At 67.1% G+C, this 24798-nt stretch carries 23 protein-coding genes; 19 read left to right on the forward strand and 4 right to left on the reverse strand.

Annotated features, from left to right (window positions below; genetic code table 11):
* The 17 genes from RSO01_RS04070 to RSO01_RS04150 form a co-directional block, all read left to right on the forward strand.
* A partial coding sequence (locus RSO01_RS04070; protein WP_147146477.1) for a glutamate cyclase domain-containing protein occupies positions 1-772 on the forward strand: 772 nt, incomplete at its 5' end.
* 131 nt (positions 773-903) lie between these two features.
* The gene (locus RSO01_RS04075; protein WP_147146479.1) at positions 904-1932 is read left to right on the forward strand and encodes a glutamate cyclase domain-containing protein; all 1029 of its coding nucleotides are present in this window, start codon (positions 904-906) and stop codon (positions 1930-1932) included.
* Positions 1933-1952: 20 nt separating this feature from the next.
* Positions 1953-3500 (forward strand): ABC transporter substrate-binding protein, encoded by a 1548-nt coding sequence (locus RSO01_RS04080; RefSeq protein WP_147146481.1) that lies wholly within the window; start codon positions 1953-1955, stop codon positions 3498-3500.
* Positions 3501-3616: 116 nt separating this feature from the next.
* Positions 3617-4567, forward strand: a complete 951-nt coding sequence (locus RSO01_RS04085) for an ABC transporter permease (protein ID WP_147146483.1) — start codon at positions 3617-3619, stop codon at positions 4565-4567.
* Between the two features lies 1 nt (position 4568).
* Complete coding sequence (locus tag RSO01_RS04090) at positions 4569-5483, forward strand: ABC transporter permease (RefSeq protein WP_147146485.1); 915 nt, start codon at positions 4569-4571, stop codon at positions 5481-5483.
* Positions 5483-6454, forward strand: coding sequence for an ABC transporter ATP-binding protein (locus RSO01_RS04095; protein ID WP_170302832.1), 972 nt, complete (start codon positions 5483-5485; stop codon positions 6452-6454). The genes RSO01_RS04090 and RSO01_RS04095 overlap by 1 nt, the downstream gene beginning before the upstream one ends.
* A complete protein-coding gene (locus tag RSO01_RS04100) occupies positions 6451-7404 on the forward strand; it encodes an ABC transporter ATP-binding protein (RefSeq protein ID WP_147146487.1) in 954 nt (317 codons plus the stop codon). Before RSO01_RS04095 ends, RSO01_RS04100 begins: the two co-directional genes overlap by 4 nt.
* A 13-nt stretch (positions 7405-7417) precedes the next feature.
* Positions 7418-8371, forward strand: a complete 954-nt coding sequence (locus RSO01_RS04105; protein WP_147146489.1) for a glutamate cyclase domain-containing protein — start codon at positions 7418-7420, stop codon at positions 8369-8371.
* Positions 8372-8434: 63 nt separating this feature from the next.
* Positions 8435-9253 carry a creatininase family protein gene (locus tag RSO01_RS04110; RefSeq protein ID WP_147146491.1) on the forward strand — a complete coding sequence of 273 codons (819 nt, stop codon included), beginning with the start codon at positions 8435-8437 and terminating at the stop codon, positions 9251-9253.
* Positions 9254-9321: 68 nt separating this feature from the next.
* Positions 9322-10353 carry an ABC transporter substrate-binding protein gene (locus RSO01_RS04115; protein WP_147146493.1) on the forward strand — a complete coding sequence of 344 codons (1032 nt, stop codon included), beginning with the start codon at positions 9322-9324 and terminating at the stop codon, positions 10351-10353.
* Positions 10350-11168: an ABC transporter ATP-binding protein gene (locus tag RSO01_RS04120; RefSeq protein ID WP_373867869.1), complete on the forward strand. Its 819-nt coding sequence runs from the start codon at positions 10350-10352 to the stop codon at positions 11166-11168. The genes RSO01_RS04115 and RSO01_RS04120 overlap by 4 nt, the downstream gene beginning before the upstream one ends.
* Positions 11165-12040 carry an ABC transporter permease gene (locus tag RSO01_RS04125; RefSeq protein WP_147146497.1) on the forward strand — a complete coding sequence of 292 codons (876 nt, stop codon included), beginning with the start codon at positions 11165-11167 and terminating at the stop codon, positions 12038-12040. The genes RSO01_RS04120 and RSO01_RS04125 overlap by 4 nt, the downstream gene beginning before the upstream one ends.
* A gap of 1 nt (position 12041) precedes the next feature.
* Positions 12042-13385, forward strand: a complete 1344-nt coding sequence (locus tag RSO01_RS04130; protein WP_147146499.1) for a cytosine deaminase — start codon at positions 12042-12044, stop codon at positions 13383-13385.
* Positions 13382-14710 carry an FAD-binding oxidoreductase gene (locus tag RSO01_RS04135; RefSeq protein WP_147146501.1) on the forward strand — a complete coding sequence of 443 codons (1329 nt, stop codon included), beginning with the start codon at positions 13382-13384 and terminating at the stop codon, positions 14708-14710. Before RSO01_RS04130 ends, RSO01_RS04135 begins: the two co-directional genes overlap by 4 nt.
* Entirely contained in the window at positions 14698-16053 is a 1356-nt protein-coding gene (locus tag RSO01_RS04140; RefSeq protein ID WP_147146503.1) for an FAD-binding oxidoreductase, read from the forward strand. The genes RSO01_RS04135 and RSO01_RS04140 overlap by 13 nt, the downstream gene beginning before the upstream one ends.
* Positions 16044-17093: an aromatic ring-hydroxylating dioxygenase subunit alpha gene (locus tag RSO01_RS04145; RefSeq protein WP_147146505.1), complete on the forward strand. Its 1050-nt coding sequence runs from the start codon at positions 16044-16046 to the stop codon at positions 17091-17093. Before RSO01_RS04140 ends, RSO01_RS04145 begins: the two co-directional genes overlap by 10 nt.
* A gap of 4 nt (positions 17094-17097) precedes the next feature.
* Positions 17098-18135: an aromatic ring-hydroxylating dioxygenase subunit alpha gene (locus RSO01_RS04150; protein ID WP_147146507.1), complete on the forward strand. Its 1038-nt coding sequence runs from the start codon at positions 17098-17100 to the stop codon at positions 18133-18135.
* Between the two features lie 161 nt (positions 18136-18296).
* On the opposite strand, the gene RSO01_RS04155 is transcribed toward RSO01_RS04150, so the two are convergent.
* From RSO01_RS04155 to RSO01_RS04170, 4 genes are read right to left on the reverse strand one after another with little or no spacing between them, the layout of a single operon-like run.
* The gene (locus RSO01_RS04155; protein WP_147146508.1) at positions 18297-18881 is read right to left on the reverse strand and encodes an NAD(P)H-dependent oxidoreductase; all 585 of its coding nucleotides are present in this window, start codon (positions 18879-18881) and stop codon (positions 18297-18299) included.
* The gene (locus RSO01_RS04160; protein WP_147146510.1) at positions 18878-20533 is read right to left on the reverse strand and encodes a CocE/NonD family hydrolase; all 1656 of its coding nucleotides are present in this window, start codon (positions 20531-20533) and stop codon (positions 18878-18880) included. The genes RSO01_RS04155 and RSO01_RS04160 overlap by 4 nt, the downstream gene beginning before the upstream one ends.
* 4 nt (positions 20534-20537) lie before the next feature.
* Entirely contained in the window at positions 20538-21440 is a 903-nt protein-coding gene (locus RSO01_RS04165) for an isopenicillin N synthase family dioxygenase (RefSeq protein ID WP_218037233.1), read from the reverse strand.
* 19 nt (positions 21441-21459) lie between these two features.
* A complete protein-coding gene (locus RSO01_RS04170; RefSeq protein WP_170302833.1) occupies positions 21460-22710 on the reverse strand; it encodes an aromatic ring-hydroxylating oxygenase subunit alpha in 1251 nt (416 codons plus the stop codon).
* Between the two features lie 108 nt (positions 22711-22818).
* Between RSO01_RS04170 and RSO01_RS04175 the strand changes: the two genes are divergently transcribed.
* Together RSO01_RS04175 and RSO01_RS04180 are read left to right on the forward strand one after the other, a co-directional pair.
* A complete protein-coding gene (locus RSO01_RS04175; RefSeq protein ID WP_170302834.1) occupies positions 22819-23916 on the forward strand; it encodes an ABC transporter substrate-binding protein in 1098 nt (365 codons plus the stop codon).
* A complete protein-coding gene (locus RSO01_RS04180) occupies positions 23913-24743 on the forward strand; it encodes an ABC transporter ATP-binding protein (RefSeq protein ID WP_147146519.1) in 831 nt (276 codons plus the stop codon). Before RSO01_RS04175 ends, RSO01_RS04180 begins: the two co-directional genes overlap by 4 nt.
* Positions 24744-24798: the final 55 nt, after the last annotated feature.

The following is a 24798-nucleotide window of genomic DNA, read 5'->3' on the forward strand; positions in this document are numbered from 1 at the left end:
GGGCGAGACCGACGGCCCGCCGGGCGTTGCGGCTCTGGCGCTCGCGATCCATGGCGCGACCGGCGCGGTTCCCCTGCTCTTCACCGAGCAGCCGTTCGTCGGCAATCTCGCGGCCACGACACTTGCCGTCGGCCTCGGCGTCCGTGAGCCAAAGGTCGCTCTCAACACCGGGTACACCACGGCCGTCCTGCCCCTCGCCCACGACGACACCGCCGAGAAGCAGGCCGCCGACTATCTCGACGCCTACAAGCCCGCAATGGTGATCGCCATCGAGAAGATCGGGCCGAACCCGCAGGGCATCGCCCACACCTCGACCGGCACACCGACGGCGAGCGACCGTGCCCGCGCCGAGTGCCTGTTCGACGAGGCGGCACGCCGCGGCATCCCTTCGCTGGGCATCGGCGACAACGGCAACGAGCTGGGCTTCGGCCTGATCGCCGATGCCGTCGCCAAGTACAAGCCCAACGGCGAGCGGCTGTGCACGCGGGTGAAGACCGACGTGCTGGTGCCGGCCAACACCTCGAACTGGGGCGCCTATGCCGTCGAGGCGGCGCTCGCCGCCCTGGTCGGCAGGCCCGAGATCATGCATTCGGCCGACATCGAGCGGCGCATGATCGAGGCCTGCGTCAACGCCAACGGCGTCGACGGCAGCACCGGCCGTCACATCCTGGGAGTCGACGGCATGCCGGCCGAGGCCTCGTACGCCATTGTCGCCATGCTGGGCTGCATCGTGAAGAACGGCGTGGCCCCGGGCTTCAAACGTGCGTTTTGAATCATCCTCTTCCGGACCGCGAGCCTCCGGCTCGATTCCCGAGCGAGCCGGAGGCTCGCGGTCCAGAAGACAAGATCGTGAGCGGGCCTGGAGGCCCGCGGTCCGACAAGACGTCAAATCAGGAGAGTTTAATGGCAATTGACGAAATCGTCGGCGATTCGATCGATCGCGCGGTCAACATCGAGATGCGCTTTCGCGCCGGCCTGCCGCGCGGCGTCACCTACCCGCTCTACGAAGCCGCGCGCAAGAAGCAGAAGAAGCCGTTGACCTGGCTCGCCGCCAAGCTGCTGAAGGACAGCATCAAGCCCGGCGACCATGTGTTCGTCGTCACCGGCGCGGGCACGCCGCCCGGCCTGCCCGCCGGCGAGACCGACGGCCCCCCAGGCGCCGCCGCAATCGCCCGGGCGATCGAGGTCGGGCTCGGCGCCAAGCCGGTGCTGATCAGCGAGGCGCGCAACATGCCGGCGACGGTCAAGGCGACCGAGGCAGCTGGCGTGGCCGTCGTCGATGAGGCGCTGTTCAAGCAGCGTCGCTCGGTGGCCCTCGCCATCGACTTCCCGTTGGGCGACGCCGCCGGCAAGAAGGCCGCGGCCGCTCTCACCAAGAAGTTCAAGCCTGCCGCGATGATTTTCATCGAGAAGGTCGGACCCAACGTGAAAGGCATCTACCACTCGATCATGGGAACGCCGCGTACGCCCGACAAGATCGCAAGCGCCTATCATCTCGCCGACTACGCCAAGGCCAACGGCATTCCGACCATCGGTGTCGGCGACGGCGGCAACGAGATCGGCTGCGGCGTGATCAAGGAAGCGGTGCGCGAAATCCAGCCCTACGGCAAGGACTGCGGCTGCCCCTGTCACGGCGGCGTTGGCACGGTTACTGAATGCGATGTCCTCGTGTTCGCCGCGGTGTCGAATTGGGGAGCTTATGGCATCGCGGCGGCGCTGGCGGGTCACTTGGGGAACCGCGAGGTGCTTCACGACGAGGCGACCGAGTTGCGCATCGTGCACGCCAGCGTCGCCGGTGGGGCCATGGATGGAGCCTATTCGCGGCTCATCCCCTACGTCGACGGCACGTCGGATCGCGTGCAGGCAAGCCTCATCACGCTGCTGCACCAGATCGTCGAGAACGGACTGAAAGAATACGACAGAGGTTTCTGAGATCGCATAGGAGGCAGGCAATGAGGGGCCAAGGCATAACACGCCGCGCATTCGCGGCAGGCACACTCGGCAGCGGATTGATCCTGGGCAGCGGCCGCGCGCCCGCCATCGCCCAAGGCAAGCGCGACCTGCGTGTCGGCGTGTGGGGCGGCGAGTTCGGCAATCTCAGCCCCGTCATCCGCTTCGACATCCAGGGCGGCCTGGTGCTTTACAACATCTTCGACGGGCTGGTGAAAACCGACTTCGCCAAGCGCACCATCGAGCCCAGCCTGGCGCTGGAATGGACCAATCCCGATCCGCTGACCTGGCGCATCAAGCTGCGCGAGGGCGTGAAGTGGCAGAAGGGCTTCGGCGAGTTCACCGCCGAGGACGTGGTCTACTGCTGGAACTTCCATATCGAGTCCAAGAGCTTCCAGGTCGGCACCGCCCTCTTCCCCGTCGACAGCGTCAAGGCCGACGGCAAGTACGTGGTCGAGGTCAAGACCAAGCTGCCGTTCGGCGCCTTTCCCGGCGTCACCATGGGCTACGGCGGCACCATCATCTCGGCCAAGGCGCACAAGGAGATGGGCAACCAGGCCTACTCCGCGACACCGGTCGGCAACGGTCCCTTCCAGATCGAGAGCAAGCGCGGCACCGAGATCACGCTGGTCAAGAACCCCGACTACTGGCAGCCGGGGCTGCCCAAGCTCGACAAGATCGTCTACCGCGCCATCCCCGATTCGACGACGCGCCTGCAGGCGCTGCTCAAGAACGAGCTCGATTTCGTGACGCATCCCGATCCGAAGGAGCTGGCGCAGGTCCGCAAGAACACCAACTTCGTCGTCAACTCGACGCCGGGCTGGGAATGGGACTTCCAGCAGTTCAACCTCAAGAATTCCAAGCCCGACGCACCGTTCCGCAACAAGCTGGTGCGCCAGGCGATCTCCTACGCCATCGACCGCGAGGCGATCGTCAAGGAGATCTACTACGGCGAGGCGCTCGCCACCGACAACCAGATCCCGGCGGGCTATCTCGGGTATCGCGGCCCGATGCTGAAGTATCCCAAGAACGGCGACCTCAAGAAGGCCAAGGAGTTGATGGCCCAGGCCGGCGTGAAGGGCTACGAGGTCGAGGTCATCACCTCCGACAAGGACTGGCTGCGCAAGGAGCTCGAGCTCGTTGCCGCAATGGTCAGCCAGATCGGCATCACCTACAAGCTCAAGAACATGGACATGGGCGGCTACAACAATCTGTGGCTGAACCAGCGCTACGACCAGGTGCTCGAGGACATCACCCTGGTGGCGCCTGATCCCGATGCCACCTGCTGGTGGTTCCTGCACGGCAAGGGCAACGCCTCGGGCTATGACCTGCCGCTGATGGACGGCATGCTCGACGGCGCGCGCAGCGAGCTCGACCAGGGCAAGCGCGAGGGCCTGTACCACAAGATCGTCGACCACACGCTCGAGGAATGTCCGCTGATCTATCACTGCAACACCAACAACATCCAGGTGTTCAACAAGAACGTGAAGGGCTTCGTGCCGACGCCGCAGGAATACATGGAGAGGCTCGACACGGTGGAATGGGGCTGATGGCTTTCTTCTTGTGCGTCGGCTCGGGCGCGCAAGCAGGCGGAGGGGGCGCGGGCAGCAATACCCGCTCGCCGAACGCGACCCCTCCGTCGTTCTCCTGCGCTCGGGGCTGAACCATGTGGCGCTATCTCGGTCGACGTCTGATCCAGGTCCCGTTGGTCCTGGTCGTGGTCTCGCTGATGACCTTCCTCATCACGCGCGCCACGCCAGGCGATCCGGTGCAGATCATGCTCGGCATGCAGACCTCGAAGGAGGCTGCCGAGGCGATGCGCAAGGAGTTCAACCTCGACCGCTCGCTGCCCGAGCAGTACGCACTGTGGATCGGCAAGGTCGTCCAGGGCGACCTCGGTCGCTCGATCCGGCTCAACGATCCGGTGACCAGCCTGCTGGCCGAGCGCCTGCCGGTCAGCCTGCAACTCGCCGCCTCGGCCATGGCCTTCGCGCTGCTGGTATCGATTCCCCTCGGCGTGATCGCGGCCCTGAGACGCAACAGCTGGATCGACTATCTCTGTACCGGCTACACGGTCGCGGGCTTCGCCATCCCCAACTTCGGGCTGGCGCTGATCCTGATCTACGTCTTCTCCATCCAGCTCGACTGGCTGCCCATTACCGGCATCGGCACCGCCGAGCAGGTGAGCGGCGGGCTGTGGACCTACATAAAACCATTCATCATCCCCGCGATCGCCCTCGGCACGCTGCAGACCGCGATCCTGACGCGGCTGCTGCGCTCCAGCATGATCGACGTGCTGTCGCAGGACTACATGCGCACCGCGCGCGCCAAAGGCCTGCTGCCCGCCACCATCATCGTGGTCCACGCGCTCAAGAACGCGATGATCCCCTTCGTCACCATGGCCGCCATCCAGTTCGGCTACATGATCGGTATCCAGGTCACCATCGAATACATCTTCGCCGTGCCGGGCATGGGCTCGGCCGTGCTGAACGCCGTGGTCAACCGCGACTTCCCGGTGATCCAGGGCTTCACCCTGGTGATCTCGGCCTTCTTCCTGTTCGCCAACATCATGGCCGACCTCTTCTACGCCCTGCTCGATCCCCGCATCCGGTACTGAGATGGCCGTGGTCCAACCCTCCTCCCCGGCCACGCCCTACCGCATCACGGGCTCGTTCGTGCTGGCCGCGCGTCAGTTCCCGCGCCACCGCGCTGCCATGGTGGGCCTGGTGCTGCTGGTGTTGATCTGCCTCGCCGCGGCGCTGGCGCCGTGGATCGCGCCCTATGATCCGGTGCAAATCAAGCTCAGCGCCAAGCTCAAGCCACCCTCTTTCGAGCATCTGCTGGGCACCGACCATTTCGGCCGCGACGTCTTCTCGCGCCTGATCTACGGCGGCCGCACCTCGCTCAGCGTCGGCGTGCTGGTCGTGGTCTTCGCCTTCGTCCTGGGGGTACCGCTCGGGCTGGCCTCGGGCTATTTCGGCGGTCGCATCGACAACCTGCTGATGCGGCTGGTCGATGCCTTCCTCACCTTCCCGCCGCTGCTGCTGGCGGTGGCGTTGGTCGGCCTGCTCGGCCCCGATATCCAGAACGTCATGCTGGCGCTCGGCCTGGTGCAGGCGCCGGTGCTGGCCCGCATCGTTCGCGGCAGCACGCTTGCCGTGCGCGAGGACGTCTATGTGACGGCCGCCCGGGCGCTCGGCGCCGGGCCGGCGCGCATCGTGCTCTCCCACATCCTGCGCAACGTGATGTCGCCGATCGTGGTGCAGCTCACCATCGTCTTTTCGGCCGCCGTCGTCGCCGAGGCCTCGCTCTCCTTCCTGGGCTTCGGCACCCAGCCGCCGCAGCCGAGCTGGGGCCGCGACATGAGTGAGGCGCGCCGCTTCCTGGGCGATGCGCCGTGGATGTTCATGGCGCCGACCGGGATCATCATGCTCTGCGTCCTCAGCATCAACTTTCTGGGCGACGGCCTGCGCGACGCGCTCGATCCGCGCGCCTGGCGCACGCGCCGCCAGCTGTCCAAGGGAGAAGGCTGATGCCACTCCTGAGTGTCCGGAACCTGCAGACCCGCTTCGCCACCGACCGCGGCATCGTGCGTGCCGTCAACGGCGTGTCGTTCGACCTCGAGGAAGGCGAAGTGCTGGGCCTGGTCGGCGAAAGCGGCAGCGGCAAGAGCGTGACCGCCCTCTCGATCATGCGCCTGGTGCCCGAGCCGCCGGGCAAGGTCACCGCCGATTCGCTCACTCTGGAAGGCACCGATCTCCTGCGGCTGAGCGAGGCTGATGCCCGCGAGATCAGGGGCTCGCGCATGGCCATGATTTTCCAGGACCCGATGCGCTCGCTCAATCCGGTGCTGACCATCGGCCGGCAGTTGACCGAGGTGCTGCGCCGCCATCAGAAGCTCTCGGGAACGGCCGCCCGCCGGCGCGCCATCGAACTGCTGGAGACCGTCGGCATCCCGATGGCCGAGAAGCGGCTCGCCGCCTACCCGCATCAGTTTTCCGGCGGCATGCGCCAGCGCGTCATGATCGCCATCGCGCTCTCCTGCAACCCGCGCCTCCTGATCGCCGACGAGGCGACGACGGCACTCGATGTCACCATCCAGGCGCAGATCATCGACCTGGTGAAGCGCCTGCAGCGCGAGCGCGGCACGTCGGTGATCTGGATCAGCCACGACCTCGGCGTGGTCGCCGGCCTCTGCGACCGGGTCAACGTCATGTATGCCGGCAATGTCGTTGAGACGGCGCCGATCCGCGAGCTGTTCCACCGGCCGAGCCACGGCTACACGCTTGGACTCATGGGCTCGACACCGCGCGTCGACGGCAGCGGCACGGCCAGGCTGACGCCCATCGAAGGCATGCCGCCCAACCTGATCGATCCCATCCCGCTCTGCCCGTTCCTGCCGCGCTGCCGCGTCTCCGTGCCCGCCTGCCAGGCACGACCACCCGAGCGCCGCGAGTTCGGCGTCGGGCACTGGGCCTCTTGCCTGGCGGACCTCGCCAAATGAGCACGCTGCTCGAAGTCGAGGACCTCGACGTCCATTACGGGCGCCCCGGCGCGCCTGGCTCGGTGAAGGCGGTCGACGGTGTGAGCTTCACCGTCGAGCGCGGCCGTACCCTGGGCCTGGTGGGCGAATCGGGTTGCGGCAAGTCGACGACGGGCTATGCCATCCTGCAGCTCGTTCGGCCGAGCGGTGGCCGCGTGCTGTTCGACGGCACCGACCTCTGCACCCTCGACAAGGCGAGCCTGCGGCGCATGCGCCGCAAGCTGCAGATCATCTTCCAGGACGCCCATGCCTCGCTCAATCCGCGCATGCCGATCGGCGACCTTGTCGGCGAAGCACTCGACATCCACGGCCTTTATCCCGGAGCCAAGCGGGCCAAGCGCATCCGCGAGCTTCTCGACATGGTCGGCATGGCCGGCCACCTGATCGAGCGTTATCCGCACGAGCTGAGCGGCGGCCAGGCCCAGCGCATCGCGATCTGCCGCGCGCTCGCTGTCGAGCCCGAGCTCATCGTGTGCGACGAGCCCGTGTCGGCGCTCGACGTGTCGATCCAGGCGCAGATCGTCAACCTGCTGCAGGACCTGCAGCAGCGCCTTGGGCTGGCCTACATCTTCATCTCCCACGACCTCAGCGTCGTCCGCCATGTCAGCGACGACATCGCGGTCATGTACCTCGGCAAGATCGTCGAGCGCGCGGGCAAGCACGAGATCTACGACGCCCCTGCTCATCCCTACACCAAGTCGCTGATGTCGGCGGTGCCGGTGCCCGATCCCGACATCGAGGCCCGCCGCCAGCGCATCATCCTCAAGGGCGATCTGCCCGATCCCGCACATCCGCCGTCGGGCTGCCGTTTCCGCACCCGTTGTCCCATCGCCATCGACGAATGCGCCAAGGTCGAGCCGCTGCAGCATCCGCTGGCGCCGGGCCATTGGGCCAAGTGCATCCGCCTCTGAGGGAGCCGCCGCCTTGGAAATCGCAGCCGACAACATCGACAAGCTGATCAACATCGAGATGCGCCGGACCGGCCTGCCGCGTGGCAAGAAATGGGTGCTGTGGGAAGTGGCGCGCGCCATCTCGCCCGAGCCGCTGGTTCTGGCCGCCGCGCGTCTGCTCGACCGGCCGGCCAGCGAGATCGCCATCGTCACCGGCGCCGCCGTGCCGGGCCATATGCCGGTCGGCGAGAACGACGGGCCGTTCGGCTCGGTGGTGCTGGCGACAGCGTTGACGCGACTCGGACACAAGGTGACGATCTATACTGACCCCGACGCGCTGCCGCCGATCGACATGCTGGCCAGGCGCGCCGGACTTGCGATCGATGTCCTGCCACTCACGCTCGGCGACACCGGCCAGCAGGAGGAGATCGCGGCCAGGCACGACCTCTTCGTCGCCATCGAGCGCCTCGGCGGTAACCGCCACGGCCAGATCTACGGCGTGACCGGCGTCAGCCGCTCGCCGCATCGCGCCAACGTCGACACGATCTTTCGCACCGCCGCCAAGCTCGGCAAGCCATCGCTCGGAATCGGTGACGGCGGTAACGAGATCGGCTTCGGCAAGGTGCACGCCGAGCTCGAGAAGCGTTTGCCCGACCATACCATGGCCGCCAAGACGCCGTGCGGCGGTGGTGTGTTCTCGGTTGTCCCGACGGATGTGCTCGCCGTCGGCACCGGCTCCAACATCGGCGCCTACGGCGTTGTTGCGGCCCTCGCCCTGCTCCGCCGCGACGCCAGCCTCTGCCATACGCCCGACGAGGAGGTCGCGCTGCACCATGTCGGCGTCGGGCTCGGTCTCGTCGACGGCGGCGGCGGCGAGCGCATCGCGTGGTGCGACGGCATTCCCGCCGACGCCAACGCCGCTCTGGTGCGGCTGATGCAGAACATCGTCGAGCGCACGCTGGAGCCGCCGCGTATCAGGACGTTTTGACGAAGGCCGCGATGTGGCAAGCGCCTTGCACTGAGTGCGCTGCACCATCACGGAGGCTCGCCAATGTCCGGCCGGTTGCGGCGCCAGTGGGTCGAGATGACCACCAAGGACTTCCAGCAGATTGACATGTCGGAGGTGATCGCCGTCCTGCCGGTGGCAGCGATCGAGCAGCACGGCCCGCATCTGCCGGTCGAGGTCGATACCGCCATCAATCGCGGCGTCGTGACGCGCGCCATGGCGTTGCTGCCGCCGGAGCTGCCGGTGACGTTCCTGCCGGCCATGCCCATCGGCAAATCCAACGAGCACATTTCCTATCCGGGCACGCTCACCCTCTCCGCCGAGACATTGATCCGGCTGTGGACCGAGATCGGCGAGAGCGTGGCCCGCGCCGGCGCGCGCAAGCTCGTGCTGTTCAACAGCCACGGTGGCCAGCCGCAGATCGCCGACATCGTGGCGCGCGACCTGCGCGTGCGCCGCGACATGTTCGTGGTCACCGCAAGCACCTACTCGTTGGGTCGGCCCGCCGGTCTCTTTCCCGACAGCGAACTCAAGCACGGCATCCATGGCGGCTCGGTCGAGACCTCGATCATGATGCACCTGCACCCCGACCTGGTGCGCCGCGAGGAACTCGCCAATTTCCGGCCGCGCTCGCTCGACATGGAGGGCGAGTATGAGATCCTGACGCCGGAGGGCCGGATCGGCTTCGGCTGGGAGACCCAGGATCTCAGCCCGCCGGGCGCCTGCGGCGATGCCACCGACGCCGATGCCGAGCGCGGCAAGATGCTGGTCGAGCACGCCGCCGCCCGCTTCGTGAAGCTCCTGGACGAGGTCCACCGCTACCCGCTCTCGGCCCTGCGCTCCGGTCCGTTGCGTAAGAATTAGGCAGAAGCCTGCCGCAGGGCTGGCACAGCAATTGCGTTTTGCTCCTCACCAACGGTGAGGAAACAGCGATGACGATGAGCCGATATCGCCTGTCCCGGCGCGCCGCGCTGGGTTTGGCCGGGGCCACCGCGGGTTCGGTATTGCTGCCGCTGCCGGGTCGTCGGGCCAGTGCGCAGGTCCTGGACAAGGTGAGCTACCAGACCAACTGGCGCGCCCAGGCCGAGCATGGCGGCTTCTATCAGGCTGCCGCCGCGGGCATCTACAAGAAGTACGGCATCGACTGTGACCTGCGCATGGGCGGGCCGCAGATCAGCAATTCGCAGCTCCTGATGGGTGGCCGCGTCGACATGATCATGTCGGGCGGCCTCGAGGCGCTGAACTACGCCAGGGAGGACCTGCCCTTCCTCTGCATCGGCGCCATCTTCCAGAAGGACCCGCAGGTACTGATCGCCCATCCCGGCGTCGGCAACGACAGCTTCGAGAAGCTCAAGGGCAAGACCATCCTGGTCGGTGCGGGCGGCCGCGTCACCTACTGGCCTTTCCTCAAGGCCAAGTACGGCTACAGCGACGACCAGATGAAGCCCTACACCTTCAACTTGGCGCCGTTCCTCGCCGACAAGAACCTGGTGCAGCAGGGCTTCGTGTCGTCGGAGCCCTACGCCATCCGCCAAGCCGGCGTCGATCCGGTGGTGATGCTGATCGCCAATGCGGGGTTCGACAACTACAACACCACCATCGCGACCTCGCGGAAGTTCGTCACCGAGAAGAAGGACCTGGCCCAGCGCTTCGTCAACGCCAGCCTCGAAGGCTGGGCGGAGTATCTCAAGGGCGGCTCCGCAATCGAAGCCGCCAATGCGCTGATCAAGAAGGACAACCCGGACATGACCGACGACAAGATCGCCTATGCGATCAAGGTCATAAACGAGAACGGCCTCGTGGCTTCCGGCGACTCCCTCACCCTTGGCATCGGCGCCATGACGGACGCGCGCTGGGCACGCTTCTACGCCTCGATGGTCGATGTCGGCGTCCTGCCGCCCGGTGTCGATCCGACGAAGGCCTACTCGCTCGAGTTCGTCAACAAGGGCGTGGGAAAGGCGTGATGCCCGCGGCGCTACGCGCCATCGAGCCGGCGGTCGAGGCCTCGCCGGCGCGGCCGGTGCTGCATGCCCGCGGCGTCGCCAAGCGCTTCTCCAACGGCACGCTCGCGGTCACGGGCGTCGATCTCGATCTGCGTGCCGGCGAGTTCGTCAGCCTGCTCGGGCCCTCGGGTTGCGGCAAGTCGACCTTGTTGCGGCTGATCGCAGGCCTTGGCGAGGCGAGCGCCGGCCGCATCGACTGGCCGACCACCGATCACGACTCCCACGGCAGGCCGATGCGCGATGTCGGCTTCGTCTTCCAGGAGGCGACGCTGATGCCGTGGGCGACGGCGCAACGCAATGTCATGCTGCCACTGATCCTGAAGCGCGTGCCGGCGAAAGAGGCCGCGGCGCGCGCCGATGCCGCCCTCGAGGCGGTCGGGCTGGGCTCGTTCCTGCAGGCCTATCCGCGCGAACTGTCGGGCGGCATGAAGATGCGCGTGTCGATCGCCCGCGCGCTCGTGACCCGACCCCGGCTCCTGCTGATGGACGAGCCGTTCGCGGCACTCGACGAGATCACCCGCCAGAAGCTGAACGACGACCTGCTTGCCTTGTGGGCGCGGCAGCGCTTCACAGTGCTGTTCGTCACTCACTCCGTCTTCGAATCGGTCTACCTCTCCCAACGCATCGTGGTGATGGCCGCCCGGCCGGGCCGCGTCATCGCCGATGTCGCGACCGACGCACCCTTCCCACGCGATGCCTCCTTCCGCATCTCGCCGGAATATGCCGCTGCGTGCAGGACGGTTTCAGCCAAGCTTCACGAGGCGATCGTGTCATGACCGCGATCGTCAAGAGCCACGCCGGCGACGGCACAGACGCGGATGCCCTCGCGCCGATCGTCGAGCAGCGACGCTGGCTCGGGCTCACCGTCACCACGTGGCAGAAGATCCTGGCGCCGGTCGCGATCGGCCTGCTGGTCCTCGGTCTCTGGGAGCTCATCGTCTGGAAGATGGCGGTTCCCTACTACATCCTCCCCGGGCCGTGGCGCATCCTGCAGGCGCTGGTCACCGACTGGAAGAGCCTGTCGGGCTCGCTCTGGATCACGCTGCAGATCACCGGCCTCGCCCTGCTGGCAGCCGTGGTCTTGGGTGCGCTGCTGTCGATCCTGTTCACCCAGTCCAAGTGGCTGGAGATGTCGCTCTTCCCCTACGCCGTCATCCTGCAGGTGACGCCGATCGTGGCCATTGCGCCGCTGATCATCATCTGGGTCAACGACACGCTGGTGTCGCTGCTGATCTGCGCCTGGATCGTCGCCTTCTTCCCCATCCTGTCGAACACCATCCTCGGCCTTAACTCGGCCGACCACAATCTCGTCAACCTGTTCCAGCTCTACGGCGCCAACCGCTGGCAGACCCTGCGCTACCTGCGCCTGCCGGCGGCCCTGCCCTATTTCCTGGGAGGGCTGCGCATCTCGGGCGGCTTGGCGCTGATCGGCGCCGTCGTCGCCGAGTTCGTCGCTGGGTCAGGCGGCACCGCCTCCGGTCTCGCCTTTCGCATCCTCGAGGCGGGCTACCAGCTCAAGATCCCGCGCATGTTCGCCGCCCTGGTCATGGTGTCGGGCACCGGCGTGCTGATCTTCCTCGTGTTGAGTCTCGTCTCCTACCTGCTGCTACGGCGCTGGCACGAAAGTGCGGTGCGCCGGGAGAACTGACATGAAGCGCACGGGTTTCGTCGACGTCCCCTATCGCCCGCACTACTGGCTGTCCGATGCGCGGTCGCAGGCTTGCCTGGTCGGCCACGACCCGCTGGGCAAGCCGGACTTCGAGGGTCTGGTGCGCTTCGACGTCGAGATCAAGGACGGCCGCATCGCCGCCATCGCGCCGCTCGGCACGGCGCCGGCCGGCGCCATCGACCTCAAGGGCGGCCTGGTGTGGCCGGGCTTCGTCGACATCCACACCCATCTCGACAAGGGCCATATCTGGCCGCGCTCGCCCAACCCGGACGGCAGCTTCCTCGGCGCCGCCACGGCCACCGCGAGCGATCGCAAGGCGCGCTGGACGGCGGCAGACGTCCAGGCGCGCATGGAATTCGGCCTGCAATGCGCCTGGGCACAGGGCACGGTCGCCGTGCGCACGCATATCGATTCGCTGGCCCCGCAGGCCGAGATCTCCTGGCCGGTCTTCAAGACGGTGCGTGATGCCTGGGCCGACCGTATCGACGTGCAGGCCGCCAGCATCATGCCCATGGACGCGTTCGCCGAGCCCCAGGGCGAGCAGCTGGCCGACATCGTCGCCGATGCCGGCGGCATCCTCGGCGCGGTGACGCGGCTGACCGGCGGCGTCCACGATGCGCTGCCGGCGGAGTTCCTCGAGTTGCTCGAACGCTTTTTCAGGCTCGCCATCGACCGCGGGGTCGACGTCGACCTGCATGTCGACGAGAGCGGCGATTCGGGCGCCAAGGCCCTGATCGAGATTGCCCGCACGGCGACCCGCCTCGGCTTCAAGGGCCGGCTGCAATGCGGCCATTGCTGCTCGCTCGCCGTGCAGCCCGACGACTTCGTGGATGCGACGTTGCGGGCGATCGCCGATGCCGGCATCGCCGTCGTCAGCTTGCCGATGTGCAACATGTACCTCCAGGGTCGCAACACCGGCCGCACGCCGCGCTGGCGTGGCGTCACGCTCCTGCACGAACTCAAGGACGCCGGCATCGAAGTATCGATCGCCTCCGACAATTGCCGCGATCCGTTCTACGCCTTCGGCGACCACGACATGCTCGAGGTCATGACCCAGGCCACGCGCATCGCCCATCTCGACCATCCGTTCGGCGACTGGTCACGGGCCTACACTGCGATCCCGGCGTCGGTCATGGGCCTGCCCGGTCGTGGGCTTCTGAAGGCCGGCGCCCCGGCCGACCTCGTCCTGCTGTCGGCCCGCTACATGTCGGAGATGCTGTCGCGCAACCAGGCCGACCGTGTCGTGCTGCGTGACGGCCGGGCGATCGACACGTCGCTGCCCGACTACCGGGTGCTCGACCAGCATATCGGGGCCAATCCGTGACGGACCTACGCGAGGTACTGGCCGGGCTGGAGCTGATCGACCATCCGGTCCAGCTTCGCCAGCGCAGTCGCGACTTCTACTGGTATTCGCCCATCCTCAAGCGCGAGCTGGACGGCAAGGCCGCCGACCTGATCGTCGTGCCGCGCACCGTCGACGAGGTCGCGCGCGTCGCTGCGGCCTGTGCGAGCAACCGTGTGCCGCTCGGGGTGCGCGGCGGCGCGACCGGCAACTACGGCCAGATGGTCCCGCTCAAGGGCGGCGTGCTGCTCGACATGGCCCGGCTCGATCGCACGCTATGGATCGAGCGTGGTCGCGGCCGTTTCCAGGCCGGCGTGCGTCTCGAGGCAGCCGACACCGAGGCCCAGCAGAGCGGCTGGGAGCTGCGCATGTTCCCCTCGACGCGGCGGCAGGCGACGGTCGGCGGCTATGTCTGCGGTGGAGCGGCCGGTGTTGGCTCGGTGCGTTACGGCCAGCTGCGCGATGCCGGCTCTGTCCTCGCCTTGAAGGTCGTGACCTGCGAGGACACGCCGCGCCTGGTCGAACTGCGTGGCGTCGACATCGGCAAGGCCCTTCACGCCTATGGCACGACCGGCATCGTGGTCGAGGTCGAGCTGCCGCTGGCGCCGGCCTATCCGTGGATCGAGACGGTGGCGGCGTTCGACGACTTCGCCAACGCGGCGCACTTCTCCCAGGCGCTGGCCGAATCGGACGGGCTGTTCCTCAAGCTCGACAGCCTTTTGGCCTGGCCGCTGCCTCGCTACTTCCGCGGCCTGGAGGACGGCGTCCTGCCGGAAGGCCGCCACGTCGTCATGATCATGGTAGCGGCAGGCGGAGAATTGGGAGTCTCGGCGTTGGCGGCCGAGCATGGCGGTAACATCACCCTGCAACGGCCGTATCGCGACGAACGCGGCCACACGCCGCTCTACGAGTACACCTGGAACCACACGACCCTGCAGGCGCTCAAGGTCGACAAGGACGTCACCTACCTGCAGACGATCTTCCCGCCCCAGTCCAACGTCGCAGCCCTGATCGCCTCGCACGAGATGTTCGGCGAGGAGGTCATGGCTCATGCCGAGTTCCAGCGCCGCCAGGGTCGCACCAACTGCTCCTCCCTGCAGGTCGTGCGCTACACCAGCGACGACCGACTTTGGGAGATCGTGCGCCAGCTCGACACGCTCGGCATAAAGCTCTCCAATCCCCACAGCTACATCCTGGAGGACAAGGGCGCGCGCGTGCCGGCCGCCGACCTGCAGCTCGCTTTCAAGCGGGAGGCCGATCCATACGGCCTGCTCAATCCCGGGAAGATGAGCCGATGGACAGCGTAAGCCCCATAGATTGGAACGCCGTCGCGGCGGACCTTGCGCCGATCGAGTGCCTCGCCGATCGTGCCTCGCTGCGAGCCAAGAGCCGCGACTTCTTCTGGTACTCGCCGGTCCTCAACGAGAAGCTGAAGGGCGTCTCGGCCGAGCTCGTGGTCTGCCCCGCCAACGAGGCCGAGCTCATCCGGACGCTGGCCTATTGTCATGAGCGGCGCATTCCGGTGACGCCACGCGGCGGCGGGACAGGCAATTACGGTCAGGCCATGCCCTTGCGGGGCGGCATCGTGCTCGACCTGCTGAAGCTCGACCGCTTCCTGTGGCTCAAGGACGGCGTCGCCCGCGTCGAGGCCGGCTTGAAGCTGATCGATCTCGAACGCCACAGCCTGCCGCAGGGCTGGGAACTGCGCTTCCACCCCTCGACCCGGCGGACGGCGACCATCGGCGGCTTCATCGCCGGCGGTTCGGGCGGCGTGGGTTCGGTGCAGTTCGGTGGACTGCGCGCGCGGGGCAATGTGCTCGGCCTGCGTCTCGTCACCATGGAGGCCGAGCCGCAGGCGCTGGAACTGCGTGGCGAGGAGGTCATGCCCGCGGTCCACGCCTACGGTACCAACGGCGTCATTGTCGAGCTCGAGATGCCGCTGGCGCGCAGCTGGCCGTGGCGTGAGATCATCGTGTCCTTCCCGGACATCGGCGGGGCTGCGGCATTCGGCAACGCCCTGTGCGAGGCCGACGGCATCGTGCGCAAGCTGGTCACGGTCTGCGACTGGCAGTCGGCGCAGTACTTCCGGCCGTTGCTCTCGCATCTCAAGTCGGGTCAGGCGATCGCGCTGTGCGTTGTGGCCGATCCGTCCCTCGAAGCCTTCGAGACGCTCTCGACGGCGATGGGCGGGACAATCGTGTTCCAGCGTGATGCGGCGGAGGCAGATGACATCCCGCCGCTCTACGAGTTCACCTGGAACCATACGACCCTGTGGGCGCTGAAGGCCGACCGCTCGATCACCTACCTCCAATGCCTGTTCGACGGTCCGGATTATCTCGACAAGATCGCCCGGGCAGTGGCTACATTCGGCGTGGAGACGCCGATGCACCTGGAATTCACACGGCTGAACGGCCGTGTCGCCGCCTTCGGCCTGCAGCTCGTGCGCTACCGGAACGAAGCGCGGCTGTACGAGATCATCCACTGGCTCGAGGCCAACGGCTGCCCGGTCGCCGATCCGCACACCTATATCCTCGAGGACGGCGGCATGAAGACCGTCGATGAGGCGCAGCTTGCCTTCAAGCGACGGACCGATCCGCTCGGCCTCCTGAACCCGGGCAAGATGAAGGCATGGAGCCCTGCATGCTCGTGACCCGGCAGAAGATCCTGCGCCGCTTCTGGTATCCGATCGTGCCGTCCGACCGGCTGACTGACGCGCCCTTCCCGTTCACGCTGCTCGGCACCAACATCGTGCTGTTCCGCGACAATGCCGGCCGCGCGTCGGCGCTGATCGACCGCTGCTGCCATCGCACCGCCCGGCTGAGCCAGGGCTGGCTCGACGCCGGCAACATCGTCTGTCCCTATCACGGCTGGACATATGCGGGCGACGGCAAGTGCGTGCGCATCCCGCAACGGCCCGACGGCAATCCCGGCAAGGGCGTCGCCGTCGAGGCGTTCCATTGCACCGAGCGTCATGGCGTCGTCTGGGTGGCGCTCGAGGAGCCGCTGCGCGACATCCCCGAGCTGCCCGAGTATGACGACCCCGCCTATCGCCGGGTCTTCGAGTTCTACGAGCCGTGGAACGCGCCGGGCCTGCGCATCATGGAGAACAGCTTCGACAACGCCCACTTCGCCTTCGTGCACAGGGCGAGCTTCGGCATCGTCGACGAGCCCGAGCCGGTTCAGCCGCGGCTCGAGCCCGATCCCGCGGGCTTCGTGATGTACGCCGACGTGCCGGTGAAGAACCCCGACATTCAGAAGGCCAATCTCGGCATCGCCGCCGACCGCACGGTGCGCCACTACGAGAAGACCTGGTGGATGCCGTTCAGCCGCAAGATGAAGGTCACGTATCCCAACGGTCTGGTGCACATCATCATGACGCTGACCGCGCCAATCGACGACCGGCGCTCGCAGGTCATCCAGTTCCTGCTGCGCACTGACAGCGAGGCCGACGCACCGGCCGCCAAGCTGATCGAGTTCGACCGCCAGGTCACGCACGAAGACATAGCGGTCCTCGAAGCCTGCGACCACGACGTCCCGCTGTCGCTCACCGGCGAGCGACACATGCCGACCGATCAACCCGGGCTGGAGATGCGCCGCATGCTGGCAAAGCTCCTCGCCGACCACGGCGAGCGCGAGGTGCGCCATGACGGCCCGGTCGCCGGCGCGGCGCTCGCCTCGGCCGCGGAGTAAAGCCATGCTCGCCACCCGCCAGCCCGTGTTGCGCCGCTTCTGGTACCCGGCGATGCCCGCCGCCATGGTCGATGCCGGCCCGCAACCCTTCACCCTGCTGGGCGAGCGCCTGGTGCTGTGGCGCGATGCGGATGGCAAGTACGCCGCCATGGCGGATCGCTGCTGCCATCGCTCGGCTCAGCTCAGCAAGGGCTGGATCGACGGCAACACGATCGTCTGCCCCTATCACGGCTGGGCCTATGACGGCGCGGGCACCTGCGTGAAGATCCCACAGCGGCCGGACTCCGCAGGTCTCAGGGGCACGGCGGTGAAGAGCTTCTTCTGTGAGGCGCGCTATGGCCATCTCTGGGTGGCGCTGGACGAGCCGCTGGCACCGATCCCCGACTGGCCCGAGGAGATCGATTCGGGTTACCGCCGAATCAACCAGTTCTACGAGCCGTGGAACTGCGCCGGCCTGCGCCTGATGGAGAACAGCTTCGACAACGCCCACATACATTTCGTCCATCGCAACACATTCGGCGACATCAACAATCCCGATCCGCCCGAGCCCACCATCGAGCGGCTGGACTACGGCTTCGTCGCCCGCTCCGATGTGCCGGTCTACAATACCGAGGAGCAGAAGAAGAACCTGCGCGACGACTCGGCCTTTACCGTCCGTCACATCACGGCGCACTGGTACATGCCCTTCCTGCGCCGCCTGCACATCCGTTATCCCAGCGGACTCGACCACATCATCATCACCGCGGCGACGCCGGTCGGCGACGGCCAGTCGCAGATCGTGCAGTTCTGTTTCCGCAACGACCGCGAGGCCGAGGCGCCGGCCGCCGGCATCATCGCCTTCGACCGCCGTGTCACGGCCGAGGACCGGGAGGTGCTGGAAGGCACCGACTACGACGTGCCGCTCGACATGCATTCCGGCATCGAGCGCCATATGCCGTCCGACAAGCCGGGACTGGTGATGCGCCGCATGCTGCTCGACCTGCTCGCCACCCACGGCGAAACGGAGCAGACACGCCACCCGTCGCGACGGGCAGCGGAATAATCGGAGCGCGGACCTCCAGGTCCACTCATCGTCTTCCGGACCGCGAGCCTCCGGCTCGCTCATACCTTTCATGAGCGCGCAGGGCGTCTGACGCGACCCAGCGCGCGGTCCCGAAGAAGAAGAGCATGAGCGGACCTGGAGGTCCGCGGTCCGATGAGCCGCTACCAGGCCGAGTAGGCCGTCCTTACGTTGGCGAGGAATGCTTTGCCGCGCGCCTCGTCAATGCGGTTCATGTCGTAGCAGCCCTGGAATGCGATCGGCACGTTCGGTCCGACATAGGCGCGCAGCGAACGGGTGAACAACCGTCGCGGCGGGTCGCCCGCCAGGAAGGCGCGCCAGCGCGTGCCGCCGTAGGTCGACACGCCGCCAACGCGCTTCAGATGCCTCATCGCGCCCCGCACCTTGCCGTCAACCAGCTTGAAGGCGACACCCGGCAGGAAGACCTTCTCGCAAAAGCCCTTCAGGATGGCAGGCGGCGCGAACACCCAGGTCGGGAACACCATGACCAGCGCCTCGGCTGCCTCCAGGCGCTCGATCCATGGCCGCGCCAGCGCGCGGTTGGCCGGAATCTCGTGATAAAGCAGGCGATCCGCGCGGCTCATGATCGCCGGGAAGTCCTCGGCGTAGAGGTCGCAGGCATCGACTTCGTGTCTGCGCTCGCGCAGCGCGTCCTTGATTGTCGCGAAGATCGCGGCATTGAAGCTCGTCTCGACCGGATGGGCATAGACCACCATCACCCGCATCATCCCTCCTCCACCGGCAGCAGCAGCCGCGACGCCCGCGTCCCGCCGCCGTGCACCCCAAGCGTGATGACGCGGCAGTCGAACAGCCGAACCTTGGCGACGCCGAGCCCGGTGCCTGGATTGACCGCGAAGGCCGGGAATGAGGCCGCCTGCAGCGACAGTCGGAGCGCCGCACCGGTCGGAATGGTGGCGCATAGCGCTCGCATTGCGACGCTGCGCGGCCCGGGCGATGTCGCGTCGGCGATGCGCAGATACCCCTGCGTCAGCGTCAGGCATCGGCCGTCGGGCGTCACCTGCGAGAGCACCGCGCAAAGGTCATGCGAGGCTGCGTCGACATCGACATGGACCTCGGCCAAGACGCGGCCGGCCAGCCGCAGCGGTGCGGAGAGTGGCGCCGACGTGTAGCAGGCGACGTCGGTCCGCCCATCAAGCGCGCCGCGATCCTGCGGTCCCGGCGGCATGCCGTCATGGCCGCCGAGCGAGGGCACCGGTCGCCACGGATCGTGCACAAGGGTGTCGAGGCTCGTCGCAGCAGGCAAGGCGCGGTCGAGCACGCCGTCCTCACTGCGCGCCGCAGCAAGCCCGCTGCTCGATAGATGCCAGGCTTGTGGCCTTGGCTCGGGCCACGCAGCGAAGTCGGTCCACGTTTTCGCGCCGACGTCGAACAGCCGCACGGACGGCTCGTGCCCGACGCCGTTGTCGCGATCCTTGAGGTAGCGATCGAACCAGCGGACCTGCTCGGAATCGATCGGGCTCGACGCCTGCGGCCCGAAGTCGACGATGCCCGTGCGCCGGCCCCACGGTATGTGACCCCAGGGTCCCACGATCAGCCGCTGCGCCGCCCGCGACGCCGCCATAGCCTGCCAGGCGCCAAGCGTGCCTTCGAGCATCTTGTCGTACCAACCGCCGACGTGAAGCATCGGTACGTCGCCGGTGCGTCCCGCCAGCGCCGCCTTCGGCGCAATGCGGTCCCAGTAGCCGCCGGGTGTCGGACTGCCGATCCAGTCGCCGTAGTGCGTGTACCGCCCATGGCGCTGCAGCACCGCCGGCCATGCCGTGTGCTCTTCGTAGAGAGGCAGGTTCTTGGCAGCCGCCAGCATCTCGGTGTAGGCCGCCGCGTCGCCGGCCAGCCGCGCGCGCTCCGCCCCCATCTGCAGAGCCCACGACATGCCGCCATAGAGACAGAAGGCGCCGCCCTCGTACGCCCAGTCGGAGAACACGTCCCATCCCATCATGGCTGGGCAGAGCGCTGCGGGTTTCGGGCCGCCGGAATCGAGTGCGCCGGCCAGCGCCAGCAACTGAGTCGCGGCCTGGTAGGAGAAGCCGTACATGCCGATGCGTCCGTTGCCGCCTTCGAGCGTGGCCGCCCACGCCAACGCATCGGCGCCGTCGGCGCGCTCGTGCTCGAACAGCCTGAACCTGCCTTCCGAAGTGCCGGCGCCGCGCACATCCTGGATGACGACGATGTAGCCGTGCGCGGCGTACCAGCCGGGATGGGCGTAGACCACCGTCGAGGCGATCTTGCGACCGTAAGGCTGGCGCATCAGCAGGACCGGGAAAGGCCCCTGTCCCTCCGGCCGGTATACATCCGCATCGAGCCGCACGCCGTCGCGCGTGCGCATCGACACGGTGACCGGCGGACTGACGGTCGGCATCGCCTCAGGCCGCTCCATAGCTGCGGCGGTACATCTCGCGCAGATGGCCCTCGACCGTCGTCGCCGGGTAGAGCGCCGGCTCACCCTCGTGGATCGGCACGATCGGATGCTCGGGATGGCCGTTGTAGAAGAACGGGATGGAATAGCGATCGCCGCCGCGATTGATCACGCGATGTCGCGTCGAGCGAAAGCGGTCGCTGGTCCAACGCGCCATCATGTCTCCCAGGTTGACCACGAAGGTGCCGGGCAGCGGTGGCACATCGATCCAGCCGTCGTCGCCCTCGACCTGAAGGCCGCCATTGTCGTCCTGCCACAGGATGGTGATGGCGCCGAAATCGGTGTGAGCGCCGGCGCCCATCTGCTGCGGCAGGGCATCGACCGGCTGCGGCGGATAGTGCAGCAGGCGCAGCGTGCAGGTGGGATCACGGCAGAAGCGTGTAAAGTGGTCCTGGCCGAGTCCCAGCGCCAGGGCGATGCCGCCCATCAGCGCCTCGGCGAGCGCGATCATGGCGCCAAGATAGCCTTCCATGACCACACGGAAGCCTGGCAGCTCCGGCCACTGGTTGGGCCCGCAATTGAACAGGCCCGCCTGCACGAAGGGATGATCGAGCGGCAGCTCGGGTCCGAGGTAGAAGCTCTCCTTGAGATCGGCGGGCTTGCCCGGATCGAGCACCTGCCCGGCCAGTGGCGAGTAGCCGCGCGATGCCGGCGAGTGCTTCATGTGGAGCGCGGCCTTGGTTTCGGCTGACAGGGCGAACAGCGCCCTTGCCTGCTTGGCCACCGCCTCGATCATACCCGCGGGCACGCGGTGGCCCTTGATGTAGAAGAAGCCGTACTGCAGGCAGGCGGCGCGCATCGCCTGGCCGGTGGCGGTATTCACGGACGTGACGTCGATGACCGGCAGCACGCTCGGCGTCCCGCCCGGCCTAGGCCGCCATGGCCGCGCGGTACTTCTCGAGCAGCCATGCGTTGAATTGCGGCAGCGTCGTCTCCTGCGGGCCATAGATACCGCCCGGCAGGAAGCGTGAGGTCTTGGCGGCCTGCATGGCGCGATTGATCGGCACGTCCTGCGCCCAGATCTTGCGCCCGCCCTCGCTCACGGCCTTGCAGCGGTCGACGAAGTCCGGGAGGTCGATGGTGCTCTGCGGCAGCAGCCAACCGCCATAGGTGACGCGGTCCGAGCCGGCAAAGGTCGCGGTCACACCTGCCGGGCGGATCAGGGTGTAGGCGACCGTGCCCGGCGCGAACATCATGGTCATGCTGGGCGGCAGCATGGCGAAGAAGATGCGCCGCTGCTGCTCCTGCGGCAGCGTGGCGATGGCGGGAAATGCCGCCTCGGCTCCCCAGCCGTCCTTCATCATGCCACCCCCGGGCGTCCGCAACGGCACCGAGCGCACGATGGCGTTGTCGCCCGGCTTCATCGCGGTGAACTGCACGCCATCGCCTTCCATGATGCTGGGGGCGAAGTCGTGGGTCCCGATATGCACGAACTCCGTATGATAGGCGTCGGTGAAGTTCTCGACTTGGACCTTCCAGTTCCACGGCAGCGGCGTGTCGCTCATCTTGGGCGGCAGCGCCTTGAGCCCGGTCGCTTCATAGCCCGCCCACAGCGGCTCCAGCTTGGCGAGACTCGGCGCGAGCGGAGCCGCTTGCGGATCGAGATTGACGAAGATGAAGCCGTGCCACAGCTCCAGCCTTACCTGGGGCAGGCGCACCGTCTGGCGCAGCTTGAGCACGGTCTCGGCGTCGCCCATACGCGGCGCACCAGCTAGCCGACCCTCGAAGTCGTAGGTCCAGAAGTGCAGCGGACAGCGGAGAGTAGACTGGCCCTTCTCCGGGCAGGGGATGATCTCGCCGCGATGCTGGCAAATGGCGCTCAGCGCCCGGATCGCGCCGTCCTGCCCGTTGGTGATGAGCAACGGTTCGCCTGCAACCTCCGTCGCGAGGCAGGAGCCGGGCTCGGCCAGTTCCTCGACCCGGCCGACGCAGATCCAGGTGCGGGCGAACACCTCCGTTTGCTCGAAGTCGAAGAACTCCGGCGCCGTGTAGCAGCCCGCGGGCATCATCCGCTCATAAGCTGCCGCCAGATCGAACGTCGCGACCTCCGTTAGAAGGGCCTCGACCACAGGGTGACGGAACTTGCGAACCACGCGTTGCTTGCCAGTGACCGTATCCATCCTTCCCTCCCGGACGTTCGCCCTTGTCCTCCCGGATGCAGCAAGTCGTGTGCCATTGGCATGCATGTTGCGTTGCATTTCACAGGAATTCCGGAGCCGGGAGGTCGCATGCGCAAGCCCACCAACAAGCTGAAGGGCGCCCTTTCTCGCCGCGCCTTCGTCGCGGCTGGAGCGGTCGCCGCCGGCGCGGGCTTCGTTCCCAAGAAGGTTTACGCGCAAAAGAAAGTGACGGTGAAGTACACCCTGAGCTGGCTGCCCGAGGGAGCCAACATCTGGTCTTACGCCGCCAAGCAGTTCTGGACCAAGGCTGGCATCGACGTCGTCATCGAGAAAGGCACTGGGTCGGCGGCAGCCACCCAGGCGATCGCTCAGGGCAAGTACGAGTTCGGCATCCCGTCAGCCCCCAACTGCATCCAGCAGGCGGTCAAGGGACTGCCTTTGCTGACCTTGGGCTGCTTCAACTACGACACCACGATGGGTGTTGCGACCAAGCCCGAGTCGGCGATCAAGGCGCCGGCCGACCTCAAGGGCAAGAAGGTCGGCTCGACGCTGACATCGGGCGAATATCCCTTCCTGCCGACCTTCCTCAAGAACGTCGGCCTCAGCATGTCCGACATCCAGTCGGTCGCGCTCGACAGCAAGGTCCGCGAGGTCGCCCTGATCGACAACCAGTGCGACGCGATCACCTGCTTCGTCGCGAGCGCGCTGCCCAAGATCGCCGCCGCCGGCATCAAGCCGCGCGTGTTCCTCTACAGCAAGTACGGCCTGCCCTTCTACGCCCACTCGCTGACAACGACGCCCGAATACTTCGCCAAGGAAAAGGCGCTGTGCGAGGCCATGACCATGGGCCTGGCCGAGGGCGTCAAGTTCACCCTGCTCAATCCGGCCGAGACGATCGAGATCCTCTTCAAGGAAGTGCCCGAGCTGAAGCTCGCCTCGACCGCCAAGGAGCAGCTCGAGATCGGCATGAGCGTGTGGGCCGCCAACTACGTGTCCAAGGAAGCGATGGACAAGGGCGTGGGCTGGGCCGATCCCGCGGTCTACGCCAAGATGAACGACCTCGTCTTCGACAATGCGTCCTCGGCGGGCGACAAGAAACCCGACCCCACCTTGCTCTATACCAACGAGTTCGTCGGCAAGCTCAAGCTCAGCGATGCCGACTGGGCCAAGGTGAAGGCATCGTCGGCCAAGTACGCGCTGGGATGAGTTCCGCTGCGACGGCTCTGCGCCTGGTTCGCCCCGCCCTCGAGGCGGCGGCGGACTACGTCGTCGTCGAAGGCGTCGGCAAGACCTACAACGAAGGCACGCGCCAGCAGGTCGAAGCGGTGGCGCCGACCTCGTTCACCGTCAAGGCGGGCGAGTTTGTGGCCCTGCTCGGACCGTCCGGATGCGGCAAGAGCACGCTGCTGATGATGGTAGCGGGTCTCGATGCGCCGAGCCGCGGCACGATCGCCGTCAACGGCCGTGCGCTGACGGCGCCGCGCGCAGAGACCGGCATCATGTTCCAGGACCCGACGCTGCTGCCGTGGAAAAGCGCGCTCGACAATGTGCTGTTCCCCTTCCGGGCGGCCGACCGCGGCACCCCGGCGACCGATTCGGCGACGATGGCGCGGGCGGCCACCCTGCTCGATCAGGTTGGACTGAAGGGGTTCCACGGCCACAAGCCGCGTCAGCTTTCGGGCGGCATGCGCCAGCGCGTCGCGATCTGCCGCGCCCTGGTCTATGAGCCCGACCTCCTGTTGATGGACGAGCCGTTCAGCGCGCTCGACGCCATCACACGTGACGAGATGAACCTGGTGCTGATGAAGATGTGGGAGGAGCACCACCGCACCGCGCTGTTCGTGACGCACTCGATCCGGGAGGCCGTCTACCTCGCCGACCGCGTGCTGGTGATGAGCCGCCGGCCTGGGCGCATCATCGAGGACATCCGCATTCCCTTCCCGCGCCCGCGCGGCCTCGAGATCGGTGAGAGCGTGGAGTTCAACGAGATCTGCGGCCACCTGAGGGCCAAGATCCAGCACGTGCCGCATTGATGCCCGCGCCTGCCCTCTTCCTCTTCCGGACCGCGCGCATCCTGCGCGCTCAAGC

Source organism: Reyranella soli (assembly GCF_007992495.1).
In the GTDB taxonomy this organism is placed as follows: Bacteria; Pseudomonadota; Alphaproteobacteria; order Reyranellales; family Reyranellaceae; genus Reyranella; species Reyranella soli.